Consider the following 19,531-nt stretch of genomic DNA (forward strand, 5'->3'; position numbering starts at 1 on the left):
CTCCCTATCGATAACAGCGTCGAAAACAGCGCACGAAGCGCGCAGCGCGCGATCACCACGGCAGCGCCGGGAAGTTGAGCTTGCCGGTCGCGCGTTCCTTCGGCCACACGAGCACGATGCGGTCGCCCTGGATCTGCGCCATGTTGTTGAGGAACGACGGGTTGTCGCCGTTGGCCGCGAAGCTGACCTTGCCGATCAGCGTGTCCTGCGGCTTCGCGCGCAGTTCGGCGGCGATGCCGTCCTTCTTGAGCGTGCCCGCGTCGGCGGCGCGCGCCATCGCGTTGAACAGCAGCACCGACTGCACGAAGGCGAACTCGGCGACGTAATCGGGCTCCTTCTTGTAGGCCGCGACGTAGGCGTCGACGAAAGCCTTGCCCTCGGCCGTGCCGAACTGCGCCGGATGCGGCAGCATCGCGCAACCGATCACGTTGTTGACGAGGTCCGGAAACTCGCTGGCCATCTTCGGCGTGGCGAGCGACCACGCGCCCATCACCGCCTTCAGTTGCGGCTTGAGCACCTTGGCCGCGCGCAGGATGCCGATGTAGTCGTTCTCGTAGCCGATCATCAGCATCACGTCGGGCTTGTCCTGCAGGCGGATCTTGTTGACGACCGGCTTGAAGTCGGTCATCGACGGCTCGAACATATGCACCGTCACTTTCACGCCCTGCGCGCGCAGCTTGTTGGCGACGTCGCTGCTCACGTCGGCGGTCGCCTGTCTCGTGGACGCGACGATGGAGACCGACTTCGCGCCCATCGCGTCGAGCTGGCCGAGCATCGCCTTCGAATAGCCCGATGCGGGCCCGACGCGGAAGAAGCGCTTGAGCCCGCGCGAGGTGATGCCGCTGTCCACTGCGCCCGAGGTGATGTAGACGAGACCGGCCTTGTCGGCGGCCTCCGAGGCGGGGCTGACCGAGTTCGAGCCGTAGCCGCCCGTGATCGCGAGCACGCCTTGCGAAGCGAGCTTTTCGACGGCGGAGACGGCCTTGGCCGGTTGCGCCTCGTCGTCGATCACGGTGAGCGCGACCTTGTGCTTGCCGGTGCCGCCGAACTTGCCGCTGTTGAACAGGTCGGCCGCCACCTTGATGCCTTCGAGCTGCGCGGTGCCCGCGCGCGCCATCGAACCGGTGAGCGGCAGTTCGACGCCCACCGGCAGAACTTCCGCGAACGCGGCCGGCGTCGCGCCCAGCAGCGCGAGCGCGCTCACGCTCAGGTTGACGAAATAACGGATCGCGGCGCGCGACCCGGCGCGCCGCTGGCGAGAAGCGTTATGTGCAGTGCTGCGATCCATCGTGCCTCCAAACCGGCTTTTATGGTTTCATGCGCGCCCTGGCCGCGGGCGCGTCGTTCGTTGCGCGTCGTTGTGCGCGCTTTTTATTTAATTCGGATACCGTATTGTTTTTATTTCGCTTGCAGGCCGCTCACCACGGTACGCCCGGATAGGCGGGTTTTGCAGTGGCCACCTGCTGCGGCCAGACCAGCGCGAGCTTGCCGTCGCGCGCGAACTGCCCCATGTGCGCGACGTAGTGCGGATTGTCGCCGCGCGCATCGAAACTCACCTTGCCGAGGAAGGTGTCGTCGCGCTGCGTGGCGCGCAGCGTGTCGGCGAGACCGCCCTTGTCGAGCGTCCCGGCCTTCTGCGCCTGCGCGATGGCGTCGAACAGCACCTGCGCGTAGACGAACGAAGTCTGCGACTGATAGTTCGACACGGTCTTGAAGAGACGCTGATACGTCTCGGAGAAGTCACGCTGATCCGCCGAGCGGTAATCGGCCGGCGACGCCAGCACCGTCGCGCCATACACGTTGGGTACGAGGTCCGGGAAGGACTGCGCCATCTTCGGGCTCGCGAACGCCCACGGCGCGGCGATCGCCTTGAGGTCGGGCTTGAGCACGCGCGCGGCGCGCAGAATGCCCACGTAGTCGTTCTCGTAGCCGAGCATCGCGAGCGCGTCGGGCTTGTCCTGCAGCTTGACCTTGTTGACGAGCGGCTTGAAGTCGCTGATCGACGGATCGTAGGCATGCAGATACGTCTTCACGCCCTTGGCCTTGAGCGCGGCGTCGAGCTGGCGCGCGAGGTCGCTGGTGGCGTCTTTCGTCGAATAGAGAATGGCCACCGACTTCACGCCGAGCGAGTCGAACAGGCCCGTCATGCCGCGGGTGTAGCCCGGCGTGTTGCTCACGCGAAAAAAGTTCTTGAGGCCGCGCGACACCATGTCGTCGCTGGTGCCGCCCGACGTCATGTAGACGATGCCCGCCTTGCTCGCCGCTTCCGAGGCCGGGCCCGCGCAATTCGAGTTGGCCGCGCCCGCGATCGCCACCACGTGCTGCGAGGCGAGCTGTTCGACGGCGGCGACGGCCTTGGCGGGATTCGATTCGTCGTCCACCGTCACCAGCGTGATCTTGTCTTGCGGATGACGGCGGTTATACAGGTCGGCGGCCACCTGAATGCCGCGATACATCTCCGTGCCGGCTTGCGCGAGCGGGCCGGTGAGCGGCAGCTCGACGCCGACTTTCCATTCAGCCGCGTGCGCCATGGCGGGTGCGAACGCGCCGCTTAACGTCAATGCCAGCGCCCAGCCCAGCGCGCAAGATGCGCGGGACGTGCGCGATGCACGCCCCATCCGCGTGGTGATGCGAATCATGTCTCCTCCGTGGCCTTCAGGCTTTTTACGAGGTCTTTCTTGTACGCCGCAGTGCGCCGCTCACAATGCTTCGGATGACGAATCAATGAAGCGCGATCGACCGCGGTCCGGCGCGTGAACGGATGAGCGCCGTGGCGAATCGATCGAACTTATCGGGCAGGTGCCAGTGTGGGTGAGCGCCGCGAACCTAACAATTTGTTTTCGGAGAAGTCGGCGTTCGGCGCGGTGGAAGTCGGCATTTGTCCCTATGGAACGCGGGGACGGCAGGAGACCGTGGCGCTACGGGAAAACCCGCGCGCTCAAGGCTCGCGCGGACGCCACTCCGAAAACGTGACGGGCCGCTTCGAATCGCTGTCGGTCACGGTGGCGGGATCGGCGATCAGCGCGTCGCCGTCGGGCTTGTCGTTCAGACGCCAGGCCTGCGAGATCTCCTTGTGAAAGACCCAGTCCTGACGTTTCGGATCGAAGCGGAAGGTGATGTAGTCGGTCCAGTGCGCGCCGCACGCCACTTCGTTCTGCACCGTGAAGTAGCGGTTCTTGATGACGAGGCCGTCGGCGCTGTCGTTGAAGGGATCGCACTGGCCGCCGTCGTCGGCGCGCATGACCACGAGGTCGTTGCGTGCCGCCAGCCGGTAATGGCCATCGGGCTTCTGCACGAAGATCAGCAGCGGACGCGGCGTCGGCTGCTCGCGCGTGTCGCCCGCGCCGTGCACGGCCACGAGATAATCGGTGCGCGGCGAATCGGTGAGCTGTCCGGCCGCATAGGTGATGACCACGTCGCCCTTGGGCAACTGGCGCGCGATCTCGTCGGGCAGCGGCGGCGCGGCGCTCCCGGACGACTCCTGCGCCCAGGCGGGGGCGTGCGACAGACTGGCCGAAACCAGCAGCGACAGAACGGTAATGCGTTTCAACGGGCGGCCTCTCGATGCGTGAAGCCCTGCAGGGTAACACCGGATCATGCCGAAACGGCTGTGACCAGGCGCGACTCGGGGACCGAACACCACCGGTGAAACGCCTCGTCGATACCCCGGCGCGCGCAGGTTCGCCGCTCAATACTTGCATACGCAACCTTTATTCCGTGACAGCGGCGCGGACGCTGCGTTCGCCGGGATCGCCGACGCAATCGCGACACGCCTTCGTGCCCGGTTGGCCCGACTCGCGCCGTCATTGCTGTTCCGGCAATGAACTGATTCGCCAATCGGAACAACCCGACGACGCGCGCGATACGGCCTGGCGCGCTGCCTGGCGTATACCCCCAAGCCTTAGCGGCAAGCCCCGGCGGACGGGCGATTTCCCGTTTCGAATCAACGCGGCGATACACGAAAAAAAAGCCGTAAAAAAATACTCACGCGAATAAAGGCCTGAATGTCGGGTTTTTTTCGGGTTGCCTCACCTGGGAGGCGCTTCTAGAATCAGAGCGGATTTCGAGCGCGTCTTCGCCATCGGCGCGAAACCGCTCTGCGCAGCCCGCGCTCGCTCGCGTGGCGCGAGACAAAGACTTCAGGAGGACGACACATGATCATTGCGCACCACGATGCGCCGCTGCCCGGCCGCAGCGCGAAGGGACACGCAACGGAACACGATGCGGAACACAGCGCGGGACACGAGGCCGGCGCGGGCCAGGGCCGCTCATGACGCGCCCCGGCCATTCGTCGGGCGGCTTCGATGCGGCGCGCTGCGGCAGCGCGAGCGCACGCACCTCGCGCGCCGCTTCGCCCGGCGCGTCGAACACGCCTGAACGCAGCCGTCACGAACGCCCGCGTTCGCGCCTCGCGCCGGTCGGCGCGCTCCATGCCGAGGGAAACATCATGAACGACACGCTCACTCGCGCGGCGCAGTCCGTGCTGGCCGATCTCTGCACGCCGCAATTCGTGCGCGGCGTGGAAACGGCCCACGACCGCCGCGCGGGCCACGCGCTCTGGTGCCAGCTCGACGAACGCGGTCTGCTCGACGCGCTCGTGCCGCGCGCGCAAGGCGGCGCCGATCTGCCGCTCGCCGCCGCCGCGGGCGTGCTGTTCGCGTTCGGTCAGCATGCGTTGCCGCTGCCCGCCGCCCACACGATGATCGCGCGCCACCTGCTCGCGGCCGCGCAGCTCGACGCGCCGCGCGGCCCGATCGCGCTGGCCATCGCCGACGCCTCGCAGTGCACGGCCTTCGTGCCCTACGGCCAGGTCGCCGACGCGGTCGTGGTCGAAACCGCCAAGGGTGTCTGGCTGGTGCCGCTCGACACCGCGCGCGTGGAAAAGCACGGCGACGGTCTCGACGCCACCGTCTGCTTCAGCACCCGGACGGCGCGCGCGCTGCCCGCCTGCAGCATCGCCGAACTGGGCGCGATGATCACGGCCGCCACGATGGCGGGCGCGATGCAGCGCGTGCTCGACGTGACCACCGCGTGGGTGCGCGAGAGCACGCAGTCGGCCGCTTCGCAGGCCGGACGCGACACCACGCAGCGCCAGCTCGACGCCATCGCGGCGCACGTCGCCGCCACGCGCACCGCCGCGCAGCAGGGCTGCGCCGCGCATCGCAGCGGCGAGCAACGCCTCGCCAGCGCGATCGCGAAAGCGCGCGCGAGCCGCGCCGCGCCGCTGGTCGCCAATGGCGCGCATGGTCTCGCGGGCGCGCTCGGCATCGTGCCCGAGTTCGATCTGCAACTGTTCACGCGCCGCCTGCACGCGCAGCGCCTGCAATTCGGCTCGGAATCGTTCTGGGACGAGATCGTCTGCACGCACGCGCAGGGGCGCTCGCACGGGCTCGCCGACGACGCGAGCGGGATTTTCGACGCGCTCGACGAGGCAGCGACGGCGGCGCATTGATACCGTCATCACCGCGCTCGTTACCCGAATGAACCACGCGCCCCTGTCACGGGGCGCGTTTCGTTTTTGCCGCCCATCCCGCCCGGCTGTACCTTCACGATCCACGGACAGCTTCACGCGCACGGCCGAACTCGCGCACTGCGCATGAACCGACAACGACACGCCGGCGCACCTCGCCAGCGCCTTAAAACACGTAGTCGGCGGCGCGCGCGAGTTTGACGAACGGCCCGCTCAGCACGCGGTTGTGATGCGCCACGATCGCCTGCGCGCTGAGACCGGGCGCGTCCGTGGTCGTGTGCGAGTCTTCGATCAGCACAGTCCGCCAGCCCAGTTCGCTCGCCGCACGGCAGGTCGTATCCACGCAATACTCGGTCTTCATGCCGACGATCGCGAGTTCGTCCACTTTCGCATCGCGCAGCCACTGCGCGAGACCGGTGCCCGCGAAACAGCTCGGACGCGTTTTATCGAAGGTGACATCGCGTTCTGCATCCACGTGCAGATCCGCCAGCAGTTGCGTGAGCGCGCTGCCCGGCTCGATCGGCGAACCCTTCGGGCCGGTGTGGCGCGCGGCGAAGATCGGCGCATGGGTGGCGCGCGCCCGCGCGATCAGCAGATTGATGTTGTCGAGCACGCGCGCGCCTTCGTGAGGCGGTTCGGCGCCGTTGAACAGACCGTGCTGCATGTCGACGATCAGCAATGCACGGCGGGATTGAGCGAGGTCGGACACAACGTTTCTCCATGTGTAGAGCCGATGGCGGACGGAGAAACGACAAGGCCCCGTCCGGATTCGGCGGGGCCTTGGGTTCGATACGAGGATGCTCGGTGACTTGCGCGCGTATCGGCCTCACGACCCGCCGGAGGCGGTCGTGGTCGTGGTGGTGAGCGGGCGCGCGATGCAGTTCATGTGGACGATGATGCAGCAAACGCGCGACACGCGTCAACGTGAATGTGCGCGCTCAACGCGGCTGCATGCGGATCGCGCCATCGAGGCGTATCGTCTCGCCGTTGAGCATCGGATTGTCGAGGATCTGCATCGCGAGCGCGGCGAACTCATCGGGCGCGCCGAGGCGCGGCGGGAACGGCACCATCTTGCCGAGCGAATCGCGAATCTCCTCGGGCAGCCGCGCGAGCATCGGCGTATCGAACAGACCCGGCGCGATCGTGCACACGCGGATGCCCTTGCTCGCCAGATCGCGCGCGGCCACCAGCGTCATGCCCACCACGCCCGCTTTCGACGACGCATACGGCACTTGACCGATCTGCCCTTCGTACGCGGCCACCGACGCGGTCAGCACGCACGCGCCGCGCTCGCCTGCCGCGTTCGGTTCGTTGCGCGCCATCGCCGCCGCCGCGAGACGCAGCACGTTGAAGGTGCCGACGAGGTTCACGCGCACCACGTTCTCATAGGCTTCGAGCGAGCCCGGCGAGCCGTCCTTTTCGATCAGACGCACCGCGCCGCCGCGTCCCGCGCAATGCACGAGCGCACGCAGCGAACCGCGCTGCGTGGCGGCGTCGATCACGGCGGCCATCTCGTCGCCGTTCGTGACGTCGGCGGCCACGAAGCTCGCCGCCGGTCCCAGTTCGTCGGCCACCGCCGCGCCGCGCGAATTCGGCAGATCGCAGATCACCACCTGCGCGCCCTTCTCAAGCAACTGCTTCGCGCTCGCGAGGCCCAGCCCCGATGCGCCGCCCGTTACTATCGCCACCGCTCCCTTGAGGTTCATCCGTGTGTCTCCTGTCGTCGTTGCCTGTATGGATGTCGCTTGCGTCGGGCTCAAAGCCGCTCGATGAGCGTCGCGTTCGCCATGCCGCCCGCCTCGCACATCGTCTGCAGACCGTAGCGGCCGCCGCTGCGTTCGAGCGCGTTGAGCATCGTGGTCATGAGGCGCGCGCCCGACGCGCCCAGCGGATGCCCGAGCGCAATCGCGCCGCCGGCCGGATTGAGCCGCGCGGCATCGGCGCCCAGCGCTTTTTGCCACGCCAGCGGCACCGAAGCGAAAGCCTCGTTCACTTCGAAGTGCGCGATATCCTCGATCTTCAGACCGGCCTTGCGCAGCAGATGCTCGGTCGCCGGAATCGGCGCGGTCAGCATCATGAGCGGGTCGTCGCCGCGCACGTCGAACGAGACGATGCGCGCGCGCGGTTTCAGGCCGAGCTGCGCCGCCTTGCGCTCGCTCATGACGAGCAGCGCCGCCGCGCCATCCGAGATCTGCGAGGCATTGCCCGCCGTGACGTTGAAGCGGATGCCAGGAAAACGCGCGGCCAGCGCGGCGTCTTCGAACGACGGCGCGAGGCCCGCGAGACGCTCGACGGTGGTGCCCGCGCGGATGGTTTCGTCGGCGTCGATGCGGCGCGTGCCCTGTTCGTCGCGCACTTCGATCGGCACGATCTCGCGCGCGAAGTGACCGGCGGCGCGCGCGGCGTCGGCGCGGCGATGCGACTCGGCCGAATACGCGTCGAGCGTCTCGCGCGCGAGGTCCCACTTCTGCGCCACCAGATCGGCGCTCACGCCCTGGCCCACGAGCCCCTGCGGATAACGCGCATGAAAGCGCGCGCCGTATTGATCGCGGCCGAGGCGCGAACTGCCCATCGGCACGCGGCTCATCGACTCCACGCCGCCCGCCACCACGATCTCGTTGACGCCCGCCATGATGGCCTGCGCGGCGAAATGCACGGCCTGCTGGCTCGATCCGCACTTGCGCTCGACCGTGGTGGACGGCACGTGTTGCGGATAACCGGCCGCGAGCCACGCCACGCGGCCCGGCGTGGTTGCCTGCTCGCCCACCTGGCTCACGCAGCCGATGATCAGGTCGTCGACGGTGCCGGGGTCGAGGTCGTTGCGCTCGACGAGTTGCTGGATCACCTGCGAAAGCAGGTCGGCCGGATGCAGGTCGACGAAGGCGCCGCCCGCCTTGGTCCGGCCCATGGGACTGCGCACCGCGTCGACGATTACCGCGCTCTGGATCATGGTTCGCTCAATCCGGGAGAAGTGTGGATAATGAAAAAATGAATCTCGCGAATCAAAATACACCACACGATCTCACTATTTCAATAGTGGTAAACATTTTTCGATCCTTATGGATCATTTAATTCCAATCATGCGACGATAGTGACATACCGATAGCGGCCGAGCGAGCCTGAGAGTCCGAATTCCCGAAGTTGCACGCAGTCAGATGTGTCGATCAGGTAGCCCGGACACGCCGCGGGCGCGGCAAAGCGTCGCAATTTCACGAAAAATGAGCCAGTCGTCTTGAAAAATTGTTCCGCCACGAAGGGGAAAGCTAGAATGCCGGGTTTGCCAAAAGGCGCCCCGTGTTTGTCCGGCGCGCCCATCCCCCCGAAGAAGGAATCCGACATGACCGACCAGGCCACCTCACGCACCGACGACGCCGCTGTTTCGTCCAGCGACTCGAACAACGAGTTGAGCAACGAGACAAGCAACGACTCGCAGCTCGTGAGCGCACTCGCGCGCGGCATCCGGATCCTGCAGTGCTATTCGATGGGCGCGTCCGAACTGTCGGCGCGCGAGCTGGTGGAGCGCACCGGCCTGCCCAAGCCCACGGCGCTGCGGCTCATCAATACGCTGTGCGAGTTCGGCATGCTGCGCTACTCGGAGCGCATTTCGAAATACGTGCTCGGCACCGAGATGCTGAGCCTCGCCGCGCCCGCGCTCGGCCGCATGACGATCCGCCAGATCGCGCGGCCGATGATGCAGGAGCTGGCCGATTACTGTCAGGGCCAGGTGACGCTCGCCGTCGGTTACCGCCTGAACCTCGCTTACGCGGAAGTCGCGCAGGGCGCGGGCAGCGCGGTCTATCGCTCGGAGATCGGCACGCGGCTTTCGCTGTCGCGCACGGCCTCGGGCCGCGCGTATCTGTGGACGGTGCCGGGCGCCGAACGCGAACGGTATCTGCAGGAAACGCTCACGCGCGATCCGGCCAAGGGCGAACTGCTCGCGCAGCGCCTCACGCAGGCGCAGCAGGAATTGCGCGAGCAGGGCTGCACGGTGTCGCACGGCGACATGCAGCGCGAGATTCACTCGGTGGCGATCCCGCTGGCGTCGCCCATCGACGACGAGTACTGGGTTTTCAGCTGTTCCATTGCGGTATTCAACATCAGCGGCAACCAGTTGACCGACGACATCGCCCCGCGGCTGATGTCGCTGGTCAGGCGCGTGGAGGCAGCGCTCGGCAGCATGACTGGCGCCGCGCACGATATGGAGACGAGACCGTGGAGCGTGTCCGCGAACTAGCAGCCGCAGCACCCGGCAAGGAAGCCTTGCGCCTTGCCGGCACCGACGAGGTCCTCACTTACGCCACCCTGAACGAACGCGCAGACCGGGTTGCGCACTGGCTGATCCAGCTAGGCCTGCAACCCGGCGACGGCATCGCGCTACTGTTCGAGAATCACCCTGCTCTGGCCATCGCGGCCGTCGGCGCCGAGCGCGCCGGTCTGTATTTCACCCCCATCAGCATCCAGTTGAAAACACGCGAAGTCGCGCACGTCCTCAAGGACTGCGGCGCGCGCGTGCTGATCGTCTCGCAGGCGATGCGCGAACTCGCGCAGACGCTCGCCGACGAAGGCGCGCTGCACGGCGTCGCCTGCTATATGACGGGCGCGCTTCCCCCGCCCGGCTTCGCCTCGCTCGACGCCGCGCTCGACGAGACCGACACGCGCACGCCGCTGCCCGAGTGCGAACAGGGCCGCGATTTTCTCTATTCGTCGGGCACGACGGGACTGCCCAAAGGCATCCTCAAACCGCTCGTGCCGTGGGATCGCCGCGCAATCGACGACACCGAAACGGCCTCATGGCGCAAGAGTTTCGGATTTAATCAGGACTCCGTGTATTTGAGCACGGCGCCGCTCTATCACGCCGCGCCGCTGCGCTATCTCGTGCGCATGCTGCGCACGGGCGGGCGCACCATCGTCATGCAGAAGTTCGATCCCGAGGCCGCGCTGGCCGCCATCGAACGCTATCGCGTCACGCACAGCCAATGGGTGCCGACGATGTTCGTGCGCCTGCTCGCGCTGCCCGAACCGGTACGCCGCCGCTACGACGTGAGCAGCCTGAAAGTGGCGATCCACGCGGCCGCGCCCTGCCCGCCGCTCGTCAAGCAGCAGATGATCGACTGGTTCGGCCCGGTGATCTACGAGTATTACGCGGGTTCGGAAGGCGCCGGGCTCACGGCGATCGACTCGCACGAATGGCTCGCGCATCGCGGCTCGGTGGGACGCGCGAAATTCGGCACGCTGCATATCGTCGACGAAGACGACCGCGAGCTGCCCGTGGGCGAGATCGGCCGCGTGTTCTTCGAGGGCGGTCCGCCGTTCGAGTATCACAACGATCCCGCCAAAACTCGCAGCGTGCGCAACCGGCACGGCTGGGCCACCTATGGCGATATCGGCCACGTGGACGCGCAAGGCTATCTCTACCTGAGCGACCGGCGCACGGATCTCATCATCAGCGGCGGCGTGAACGTCTACCCGCAGGAGATCGAGAATGTGTTGAGCGAGCATCCGGCGGTGGCCGACGCGGCCGTGATCGGCGTGCCACATGCCGAGTTCGGCGAGAGCGTCAAAGCCATCGTGCAGTTGCGCGAGCGCGACGCCGCCAGCCCGCAGCTCGCCGACGAGTTGATGGCGTTCTGCCGCGAGCGGCTCTCGCATATCAAGGTGCCGCGTTCCGTCGATTTCGAGGACGCGCTGCCGCGCCACGACAACGGCAAGTTGCTGCGCCGGCTGCTGAAGGAGCGCTACCGGAGCATCGATAATCCCGGCGCCACGATTTGATTCGGCATCCGAAATAGACTCAGACAATCAAGGAGACAACCCATGCGTAACGTATTCCGCGACGATCACGAATTGTTCCGCGAGCAGGTTCGCCGTTTCGTCGAGCGCGAGATCGCGCCGTTTCATCAGCAGTGGGAAAAGGACGGCATCGTGCCGAAATCGGTGTGGCGTCGCGCGGGCGAAGAAGGCCTGCTCTGCTGCACGATTCCCGAGGAATACGGCGGCGGCGGCGGCGACTTCGGCCACGCGGCGATCCTGATCGAAGAACTCGCGCGCGTGAACGCGAGCGGCATCGGCTTCCCGCTGCATTCGGACATCGTCGCGCCGTATATCCACGCTTACGGCACCGAGGAGCAGAAGCGCGAGTGGCTGCCGAAGCTCGCGAGCGGCGAGCATATCGGCGCAATCGCCATGACCGAGCCGGGCACCGGCAGCGACCTGAAGTCCGTGCGCACGACCGCGCGCCGCGACGGCAACGACTACGTCATCAACGGCCAGAAGACCTTCATCACGAACGGCCAGAACGCGAGTCTCGTGATCGTGGTCTGCAAGACCGCGCCGGACCTCGGCAGCAAGGGCGTCTCGCTGATCGTGGTCGAGGAAGGCACGCCGGGTTTCGAAAAAGGCCGCAAGCTCGAGAAGATCGGCTTGCGCGCGCAGGACACGTCGGAGCTGTTTTTCGAGGACGTGCGCGTCTCCATCACGCAGCGGCTCGGCGAGGAAAACGCGGGCTTTTCGTATCTGATGCGCGAACTCGCGCAGGAGCGGCTGGTGATTGCCGTGCGCGCGGTGGCGTCCATCGAGGGCATGCTCGCGCGCACGATCGAGTACACGCGCGGGCGCAAGGTGTTCGGTCAGGCGATTTTCGACTTCCAGAACGCGCGCTTCAAGCTCGCGCACGCGCGCGCGAAAGCGGAGATGGTGCGCATTTACGTGGACGACTGCATCGCGCGGCATCTGCGTCGCGAACTGTCGCCCGTCGATGCGGCCATGGCCAAGCTCAACGCCACCGAATTGCAGAACCAGTTGCTCGACGAATTCCTGCAACTGCACGGCGGCTACGGCTATATGTCGGAGTACGTGATCGGCGGCGCGTGGGTCGATGCGCGCGTGATGCGCATCTACGGCGGCACCGACGAGATCATGAAAGAAATCATCGCGCGTACGCTCTGATGCCCACATTCATTTCACGCGGAGACCGCGCATGATCCAGCCGCTGCAAGGCGTGCATATCGTCGAGTTCGCGGGGCTCGGGCCCGCGCCGTTCTGCGGCATGCTGCTGGCCCAGATGGGCGCGCACGTCACGCGCATCGGCCGTGCGGGCGAGGCGCTGCCCGACGGCCCGCTCGCGCGCGGGCGCGAGCACGTCGCGCTCGATCTCAAGTGCGCCGAGGACGTGGCGCATGCGCTCGATCGGATCGCGCAGGCCGACGCGCTGATCGAAGGCTTCCGGCCGGGCGTGATGGAGCGGCTCGGGCTCGGTCCTGATGCGTGCCGGCTGCGCAATCCGTCGCTCGTCTACGGACGCATGACGGGCTGGGGCCAGCGCGGACCGCTCGCGCACACGGCGGGCCACGACATCAACTACATCGCGATTTCGGGTGCGCTGCACGCGGTCGGCGAGGCGGGCGGCGCGCCGGTCGTGCCGCTCAATCTGGTCGGCGACTTCGGCGGCGGCGGCATGGTGCTGGCGTTCGGCGTGGTCGCGGCGATCCTGCGCGCGCGGGCGAGCGGCAAGGGCTGCGTGGTCGATGCGGCGATGACCGACGGCGCGGCCATGCTGATGAGCATGATGTACGGCTTTCACGCGGCGGGGCAGTGGCGCGACGCGCGCGGCGAGAATCTGCTCGACGGCGGCGCGCCGTTCTACCGGACCTATCGCTGCCGCGGCGGCGGATGGCTTGCGGTGGGCTGCATCGAGCCGCCGTTTTATGCCGCGTTTCTGAAGGGAATCGGCGCGCAGGATCTGCTCGAACTGCCGCAGCGCGACCGGACGCATTGGCCCGCGATCGCCGCGCGCATCGAGCAGATTATCGCCACGCGCGAGCGCGACGCGTGGGTCGCGCTATTCGAGGGCAGCGATGCGTGCGTGTCGCCGGTGCTGGGCTTGAGCGAGGCGCCGCATCATCCGCATAACGCGGCGCGCGGCGCGTTCACGCAAACGGACGGCGCGTGGATGCCGGCCTGCGCGCCGCGCTTTGCGGCGTTCGATTAACTGCGTTCAGCCCGCCGCCGCATAACGGCTGCGCGGCTGCACCAGCTTGATCTGCCCGCTCTCCACCAGTTGCGCGAGCGGCGCGGGGCGGCCCAGCAGGAAGCCTTGCATCTCGTCGCAGCCCTCGCCCGCCAGCAGATCGAACTGATCCTGCGTTTCGATGCCTTCCGCCAGCACCGGAATGCCGAGGCTCTTGCCGAGCGCGAGCACCGCGCGGATGATCGCCGTCGCCTGACGGCTCGATTCGGCTTCGCTGATAAACGACTGGTCGAGCTTGATCTTGTCGAACGGGAACGTGCGCAGCGTATCGAGCGACGAATAGCCGGTGCCGAAGTCGTCGAGCGCAAGGCTCACGCCGAGCGCCTTGATACGTTGCAACACGTCGAGCGAGCGCTCGCGATCGGCGAAGATCGTCGATTCGGTCAGTTCCAGTTCGAGCCGGTCGGGCGCGAGACCGGTCTCCGCCAGCACTTCGCTGACGAGCGCCGGCAGGTCGGCGTGCGCGAACTGCACGGGCGACAGATTCACGGCCACCTTGTACGGCGGCTGCCACGTGACCGCGCGCGTGCAGGCCTCGCGCAGCACCCAGGCGCCGATGCTCAGGATCAGGCCGTTTTCCTCCGCGAGCGGAATGAACACGCCCGGCGAAATGAAGCCCTGGCGCGGATGCTCCCAGCGCAACAGCGCTTCGTAGCCGCAAATCGCGCCGCTCACCGCCGTCTGCACCTGATAGTGCACGCTCAACTGGCCGCGCGCGATCGCGTCGCGCAGATCGGCGGCGAGCGTGCGGCGCGCGCGCGCCGTTTCGTCCATCTTCGGCTCGTAAAAGCACACCGTGCGCGTGAGCGCCGCCTTCGCGCGGTACATCGCGAGGTCGGCGTTGTTGATCAGCACGGCCTTGCTGCTGGCGTCGTCGGGATAGATCGCCACGCCGAGACTCGCGCCCGACACCACTTCCCAGTCGTCGTAGCGGATTGGGCGGAACAAGGCGTCTTCGAGACGGCCGAGGAAGTCGTCGAGCGCGTCGCGATGGGAGTAACGATGCAGCGCCACGAACTCGTCGCCGCCCACGCGCGCGACGAATTCGCCCTCGCGCACGAGGCTCGTGAAGCGGCGCGCGAGAATGCGCAGCACTTCGTCGCCCGCGTGATGGCCGCGCAGGTCGTTGATCTCCTTGAAGCGATTCAGGTCGATGCCGACCAGCGCGAGCTTGCCGTGCTCGGCGGCGGCGCGCGCGATTTCCACGTCGAGCCGGTCGTTGAAGCTCGCCCGGTTCGGCAGGCCGGTGAGCATGTCGCTCAGCGCCATCGTGCGCAGATGCTCGACCGATTCGGCGCGCACGGTGTCGTCGAGCAGATAGCTCACGAGACCCGCGCCCGCGATGATGAACGCCATGCCCGCCACCGAGAGCGCCAGCGCCTGCAAGGCAGCCGGGTTCGAAAATTCGCCCGCGATTCGCAGCGGCGTGACCGTGAAGGCGCACATGCCCGTGAAATGCAGCGTGGCGATGGCGAGCACGAGCAGCAGCGTGACGCTGGCCACCGAACCCGTGTCTTTCGCGGCGGGTCTCGCGCTCTTGTCCATGCCCTTGTCCGCGCCGATATTTGCCCGCACGTTCACGCCGCGCGCCGCGCGGTCGAGCGCGAGCGCGCCGAACACGACCGACAGCACGATCGACGCGACCAGATAGGTGTGATTCCACGACACGACGCCCTGCACGCGGTACGCCATCATGCCCGTGTAGTGCATCAGCGAAATGGCGAGCCCGACCAGCGCCCCGCCGATGGCCGGCGCCGCGCGCGTGAAGCCGCTGCCCGCCACGGCGAAGGCCGCGAAGCTGCCGCCCAGCGCGATCAGCAGAGAAACGATGGTGAGCACGGGGTCGAAGCTGACGGGCACGCCCGGCTCGAAGCCGAGCATCGCCACGAAATGCGTGCACCAGATGGCGACGGCCGCCGTCACGGACGCAAGGAACTGCCAGCCCGCGCGCTGCAGGCCGCGCGTCGCGAACACGCGCCGCACGAGCCTCGCAGTGACCCACGAGCCGCCGCCGCAGATCAGCACCGCCACGATCACGAGCCACAGATTGTGCTTGTAGACGATGCAGCCCAGCACATTCATCACAGGTCGGCCTCCTTTGAGCCTGAATTTTTGCGCGTCATGCGTTTTGCATGAAGCGGCAGGACAATAGCATGGCTTCAGGCCATGCGCGGCGGTCTCTCATGGACCGGGCGGACGGCGCCTTCCAGCCTGGGCGCCGGGCCGCCTAGCCGCGCAAACGAACGAGGACTATCGGAGCGGGCGGATCGGACCTTCGAAAAACAGAGGAGCGCGAAACGACGCGCGCGCCCGCGCGCAAGTCTACGGCACAATCGCGTGAAAACTTTATAAAACCCCTTTTCCGACAAGCATTTGCAAACGTTTGCCGAAGTGAAGCCCGAAGCGCCGCTGACAAATGACTGACGCGCATCGGCAATGCCTGGGGCGTTCGATGCGTTGCTGAGTTCAGCCCCTCGTTCAGGACGGGGCGACGCCGATGCGAGCCGCCTCGATCCGCGCGCGCAAACGCGGCGTCGCGAAGTCGAGAAACGCACGCAGTTTGAGCGGCAGCGGCGTCTGTCCGCCGTGCACGAGGCTCACCGGCCAGGGCGCGGGCTCGTACGCTTCGAGCAGCAAGTCGAGCCGCCCCTCGCGCACCGCCTGCGCCACCTGATAAGACAGCACGCGCGTGACGCCCACGTTCATCAGCGCGGCGTCGATGGCGGCTTCGGCCGTATTGACCGCCAGACGCGAGGCGACCGGCTGCACGAGCGCGGTTTTCGCTGCATCCCTGGACAAATCCTTACCGCTGCGAAAGATCCACGTGCGCCCTTCCACGCCCTCGAAAGTCACGCACTGATGCGCACTCAGATCACGCGGATGCCGCGGCACGCCATGCCGCGCCAGATACGCCGGACTCGCGCACACCACGCGGCGGATCGCTCCCACGCCCACGGCGACGAGCGCGCTGTCGGGCATCGCGCCGATGCGCACGGCCGCGTCCACGCGCTCCTCCATCAGATTGACCACGCGGTCCGCCAGCGCCAGCCGTACGTCGATCTCCGGATACTGCGCCAGGAATTCGCTGACGACCGGCAGCACATGAAGCCGCCCGAACACCACGGGCGCGCTCAGCGCGAGTTCGCCTCTAGGCGACGCGTACTCGCCAGTCGCGGCGCGCTCGGCCTCGCCGACGTCTTCGAGAATGCGCCGGCACGCGGCCACATAGGACGCGCCCGCCTCGGTCAGCGCGAGCTGGCGCGTGGTGCGCGTGAGCAGGCGCGTGCGCAGATGCGCTTCCAGTTCGTTGACCTTGCGGCTGACGGTGGCGAGCGGCATGCCGAGCCGGCGCGCCGCCGCCGAAAGACTGCCCGCCTCGACCACGGCGACGAGCACGGACATGGCGTCGAGTCGATCCATCGACATCTCGCATTTCGGAAGGATGAGCGCCGATGATGCCGGATTCTCCCTCCGCACGGAAGCACGCTACGCGCGCGGCGAAGCTGGAGAAATCACCAATAGTACGGTCGTTCTATTTTAGGTAATCTAGACGCCTTCCCAACCGAGAGCCCGCCCGCCATGTCGCTGATCTTCTCCCGCCGTGACCTGAACTTCCTGCTCTACGAATGGCTCGACGTCGAGCGGCTCACGCGCATCGCGCGCTATGCGGATCACTCGCGCGAAACCTTCGACGCCGCGCTCGACACCTGCGAGAAGATCGCCACCGACCTGTTCGCACCGCACAACAAGAAGAACGATCAACACGAACCGCATTTCGACGGCGAGACCGTCACCCTCATCCCCGAAGTGAAGACGGCGCTCAAGGCGTTCTGCGACGCGGGCCTGATGGCGGCGGGCCAGGATTTCGCGTACGGCGGCATGCAGTTGCCGCTGGTGGTCGAGAAAGCGGGCTTCGCCTGGTTCAAGGCGGCCAACGTCGGTTCGAGCGCGTATCCGTTCCTCACCATCGGCAACGCGAATCTGCTGCTCGCGCACGGCAGCGAGAAGCAGATCGACACTTTCGTGAAGCCCGAACTCGAAGGCCGCTATTTCGGCACGATGTGTCTTTCGGAGCCGCAGGCCGGATCGTCGCTGTCCGACGTGGCCACGCGCGCCGACTTCGAGGGCGACTCGGCGCTCGGCGCGCAGTATCGGCTGCGTGGCAACAAGATGTGGATTTCGGGCGGCGAGCACGAACTCACGGAAAACATCGTCCACCTCGTGCTGGCGAAGATTCCGGGCCCGGACGGCAAGCTGATTCCCGGCGTGAAGGGCATCTCGCTCTTTATCGTGCCGAAATATCTCGTCAACGAAGACGGCTCGCGCGGCGAACACAACGACGTCGTGCTCGCGGGCCTCAATCACAAGATGGGCTATCGCGGCACCACGAACTGCCTGCTCAATTTCGGCGAAGGCACGAAGTACGCGCCGGGCGGCCGCGCGGGTGCGATCGGCTATCTCGTGGGCGAGCCGCACAAAGGCCTCGCCTATATGTTCCATATGATGAACGAGGCGCGCATCGGCGTCGGCCTCGGCGCGACCATGCTCGGCTACACCGGCTATCTGCACGCGCTCGATTACGCGCGCAATCGTCCGCAGGGGCGCGGCATCGGCGCGGCGGGCAAGGACCCGGCGTCGCCGCAGGTGAAGCTCGTCGAGCACGCCGACGTGCGCCGCATGCTGCTCGCGCAAAAGAGCTACGTGGAAGGCGCGCTCGCACTGAATCTGTGGTGCGCGAAGCTCGTCGACGAAGCGGGCGGCGCCGCCGACGACGCCGCCCGCGAGCCGCTCACGCTGCTGCTCGATCTGCTCACGCCGATTGCGAAAAGCTGGCCGTCGCAATGGTGTCTCGCCGCCAACGATCTCGCGATCCAGGTGCACGGCGGCTACGGTTACACGCGCGAGTACAACGTCGAGCAGTTCTATCGCGACAACCGGCTCAATCCGATTCACGAAGGCACGCACGGCATTCAGGGCCTCGATCTGCTCGGCCGCAAGGTGGTGATCAAGGACGGCGCGGCGCTCAGGCTGTTCGCGCAGCGCGTGCAGGCCACGCTCGACCGCGCGCATTCGAGCGGCGACGCGCAGGACGCCACGCATGCGCGTGCGCTCGACGCGGCCATGAAGCGCCTCTTCACGGTGACGCAGCAGTTGTGGGCCGCGGGCGATGCGAATGTGACGCTCGCGAACGCTTCGGTGTATCTCGAAGCGTTCGGGCATGTGGTGGTGGCGTGGGTGTGGCTCGAACAGGCGCTCGCGGCGCGCACGGCGCTTAAACAGGCACAAGGCGATGACGCCGATTTTTATCGCGGCAAGCTCGCGGCGGCGCAGTACTTCTTCGCGTGGGAGTTGCCGAAAACCGGCGCGCAGTTCGATCTGCTTGCTTCGCTTGATCGGACTACTTTGGATATGCAGGACGCGTGGTTTTGAAATGCCGGTTCGATTGACTGACTCGCGGCGCGCGAAGTCGTCCGGATGGTCGTACCGGCCAGGCCGGACGCGCCATTGAGCGGCGCGCTGAAAGAATCGAGCTTGTGGTGATCTGGCTGCAAACAAGGGACTGTCGCGCGGAGGTTTGCGAAACAGGCATCCGGCATTCGCCATGGACGTAACCGACTTAACCCTGCACGCCCGCATTCGCGGGCGTTGCTCTTTTGAGGGCTGAGTCGTGAGTTTCAGCTGAAACGCAAAACACCTCAGGCATCTGTCTGGTTGGGCGCGTGGCGAAATGCTCGAGCGGGTGTGCCCCAATGCGAACGGCAAGCGGCGCGCGTGTGAGCCAGCAGGTGTCGAGAAATCATCGCCGTAGATCACGATCATCCGCAACGGGTGCCCAGATTGCCGGTCATCCCTTGACGCCTGTCTTAACGATATGCGTACCCATTCGCGATGACGCCAGACCTGATTTTTCAGGTTTTTCGCATGGCGTCAGAACCCACTCGATCTCAAAACGGTGGGCAATCAGAAAAGTTCGATTTGCCGAAAACCGTTGTTTCTCGCGCGATGCGACATCGACCGGCGCGAGTGCGCAGCTA

At 66.5% G+C, this 19,531-nt stretch carries 17 protein-coding genes; 7 read left to right on the forward strand and 10 right to left on the reverse strand.

The genetic code is table 11. The annotated features are described in order from the left end of the window. Positions 1-52 precede the first annotated feature (52 nt). The 3 genes from BMY06_RS28285 to BMY06_RS28295 all read right to left on the reverse strand — a co-directional run bounded on the left by BMY06_RS28285 (position 53) and on the right by BMY06_RS28295 (position 3,550). A complete protein-coding gene (locus BMY06_RS28285; RefSeq protein WP_080180321.1) occupies positions 53-1,288 on the reverse strand; it encodes an ABC transporter substrate-binding protein in 1,236 nt (411 codons plus the stop codon). Positions 1,289-1,418: 130 nt separating this feature from the next. Further along, positions 1,419-2,639, reverse strand: coding sequence for an ABC transporter substrate-binding protein (locus tag BMY06_RS28290; RefSeq protein WP_244144329.1), 1,221 nt, complete (start codon positions 2,637-2,639; stop codon positions 1,419-1,421). Between the two features lie 299 nt (positions 2,640-2,938). Further along, a complete protein-coding gene (locus BMY06_RS28295; protein ID WP_231957414.1) occupies positions 2,939-3,550 on the reverse strand; it encodes a hypothetical protein in 612 nt (203 codons plus the stop codon). A 95-nt stretch (positions 3,551-3,645) separates the two neighbouring features. On the opposite strand from BMY06_RS28295, the gene BMY06_RS39010 reads away from it, so the two are divergent. Together BMY06_RS39010 and BMY06_RS28300 are read left to right on the forward strand one after the other, a co-directional pair. Continuing rightward, a complete protein-coding gene (locus BMY06_RS39010) occupies positions 3,646-3,996 on the forward strand; it encodes a hypothetical protein (RefSeq protein ID WP_124263309.1) in 351 nt (116 codons plus the stop codon). A 274-nt stretch (positions 3,997-4,270) separates the two neighbouring features. Beyond that, positions 4,271-5,452: an acyl-CoA dehydrogenase family protein gene (locus BMY06_RS28300; protein WP_065057782.1), complete on the forward strand. Its 1,182-nt coding sequence runs from the start codon at positions 4,271-4,273 to the stop codon at positions 5,450-5,452. 184 nt (positions 5,453-5,636) lie between these two features. Here the strand turns inward: BMY06_RS28300 and BMY06_RS28305 are convergent, their stop codons facing one another. The 4 genes from BMY06_RS28305 to BMY06_RS28320 all read right to left on the reverse strand — a co-directional run bounded on the left by BMY06_RS28305 (position 5,637) and on the right by BMY06_RS28320 (position 8,809). After that, a complete protein-coding gene (locus BMY06_RS28305; protein ID WP_074986614.1) occupies positions 5,637-6,179 on the reverse strand; it encodes a cysteine hydrolase family protein in 543 nt (180 codons plus the stop codon). 229 nt (positions 6,180-6,408) lie between these two features. Continuing rightward, a complete protein-coding gene (locus BMY06_RS28310; protein WP_065057781.1) occupies positions 6,409-7,176 on the reverse strand; it encodes an SDR family NAD(P)-dependent oxidoreductase in 768 nt (255 codons plus the stop codon). A gap of 50 nt (positions 7,177-7,226) precedes the next feature. Next, on the reverse strand, positions 7,227-8,417 hold the full coding sequence (locus BMY06_RS28315; RefSeq protein ID WP_074986637.1) for a thiolase family protein: 1,191 nt from the start codon (positions 8,415-8,417) through the stop codon (positions 7,227-7,229). Between the two features lie 131 nt (positions 8,418-8,548). Next, positions 8,549-8,809, reverse strand: coding sequence for a hypothetical protein (locus BMY06_RS28320; protein ID WP_124263310.1), 261 nt, complete (start codon positions 8,807-8,809; stop codon positions 8,549-8,551). On the opposite strand from BMY06_RS28320, the gene BMY06_RS28325 reads away from it, so the two are divergent. Genes BMY06_RS28325 through BMY06_RS28340 form a run of 4 tightly spaced genes read left to right on the forward strand, consistent with a single transcriptional unit; the run spans position 8,808 to position 13,457 of the window. Then, positions 8,808-9,704: an IclR family transcriptional regulator gene (locus tag BMY06_RS28325; RefSeq protein WP_080180320.1), complete on the forward strand. Its 897-nt coding sequence runs from the start codon at positions 8,808-8,810 to the stop codon at positions 9,702-9,704. The genes BMY06_RS28320 and BMY06_RS28325 overlap by 2 nt on opposite strands. Then, positions 9,683-11,242, forward strand: coding sequence for an acyl-CoA synthetase (locus tag BMY06_RS28330; protein ID WP_074986616.1), 1,560 nt, complete (start codon positions 9,683-9,685; stop codon positions 11,240-11,242). Before BMY06_RS28325 ends, BMY06_RS28330 begins: the two co-directional genes overlap by 22 nt. A 42-nt stretch (positions 11,243-11,284) precedes the next feature. Beyond that, entirely contained in the window at positions 11,285-12,415 is a 1,131-nt protein-coding gene (locus BMY06_RS28335) for an acyl-CoA dehydrogenase family protein (RefSeq protein ID WP_065057779.1), read from the forward strand. Positions 12,416-12,446: 31 nt separating this feature from the next. Next, the gene (locus BMY06_RS28340) at positions 12,447-13,457 is read left to right on the forward strand and encodes a CaiB/BaiF CoA transferase family protein (RefSeq protein WP_074986617.1); all 1,011 of its coding nucleotides are present in this window, start codon (positions 12,447-12,449) and stop codon (positions 13,455-13,457) included. A 6-nt stretch (positions 13,458-13,463) separates the two neighbouring features. Here BMY06_RS28340 and BMY06_RS28345 read toward each other — a convergent pair whose 3' ends face one another. Both BMY06_RS28345 and BMY06_RS28350 read right to left on the reverse strand, forming a co-directional pair. Next, positions 13,464-15,578 carry a putative bifunctional diguanylate cyclase/phosphodiesterase gene (locus BMY06_RS28345; protein ID WP_065057777.1) on the reverse strand — a complete coding sequence of 705 codons (2,115 nt, stop codon included), beginning with the start codon at positions 15,576-15,578 and terminating at the stop codon, positions 13,464-13,466. A 396-nt stretch (positions 15,579-15,974) separates the two neighbouring features. Then, positions 15,975-16,916, reverse strand: coding sequence for a LysR family transcriptional regulator (locus BMY06_RS28350; protein WP_074986638.1), 942 nt, complete (start codon positions 16,914-16,916; stop codon positions 15,975-15,977). A 159-nt stretch (positions 16,917-17,075) separates the two neighbouring features. Between BMY06_RS28350 and BMY06_RS28355 the strand changes: the two genes are divergently transcribed. Continuing rightward, complete coding sequence (locus tag BMY06_RS28355; protein WP_074986618.1) at positions 17,076-18,926, forward strand: acyl-CoA dehydrogenase; 1,851 nt, start codon at positions 17,076-17,078, stop codon at positions 18,924-18,926. A 415-nt stretch (positions 18,927-19,341) separates the two neighbouring features. Here the strand turns inward: BMY06_RS28355 and BMY06_RS39975 are convergent. Beyond that, the coding region (locus BMY06_RS39975; RefSeq protein ID WP_208608914.1) for a hypothetical protein at positions 19,342-19,531 on the reverse strand (190 nt) is incomplete at its 5' end.

Origin of the sequence: Paraburkholderia tropica (assembly GCF_900109265.1) — a bacterium.
In the GTDB taxonomy this organism is placed as follows: Bacteria; Pseudomonadota; Gammaproteobacteria; order Burkholderiales; family Burkholderiaceae; genus Paraburkholderia; species Paraburkholderia tropica.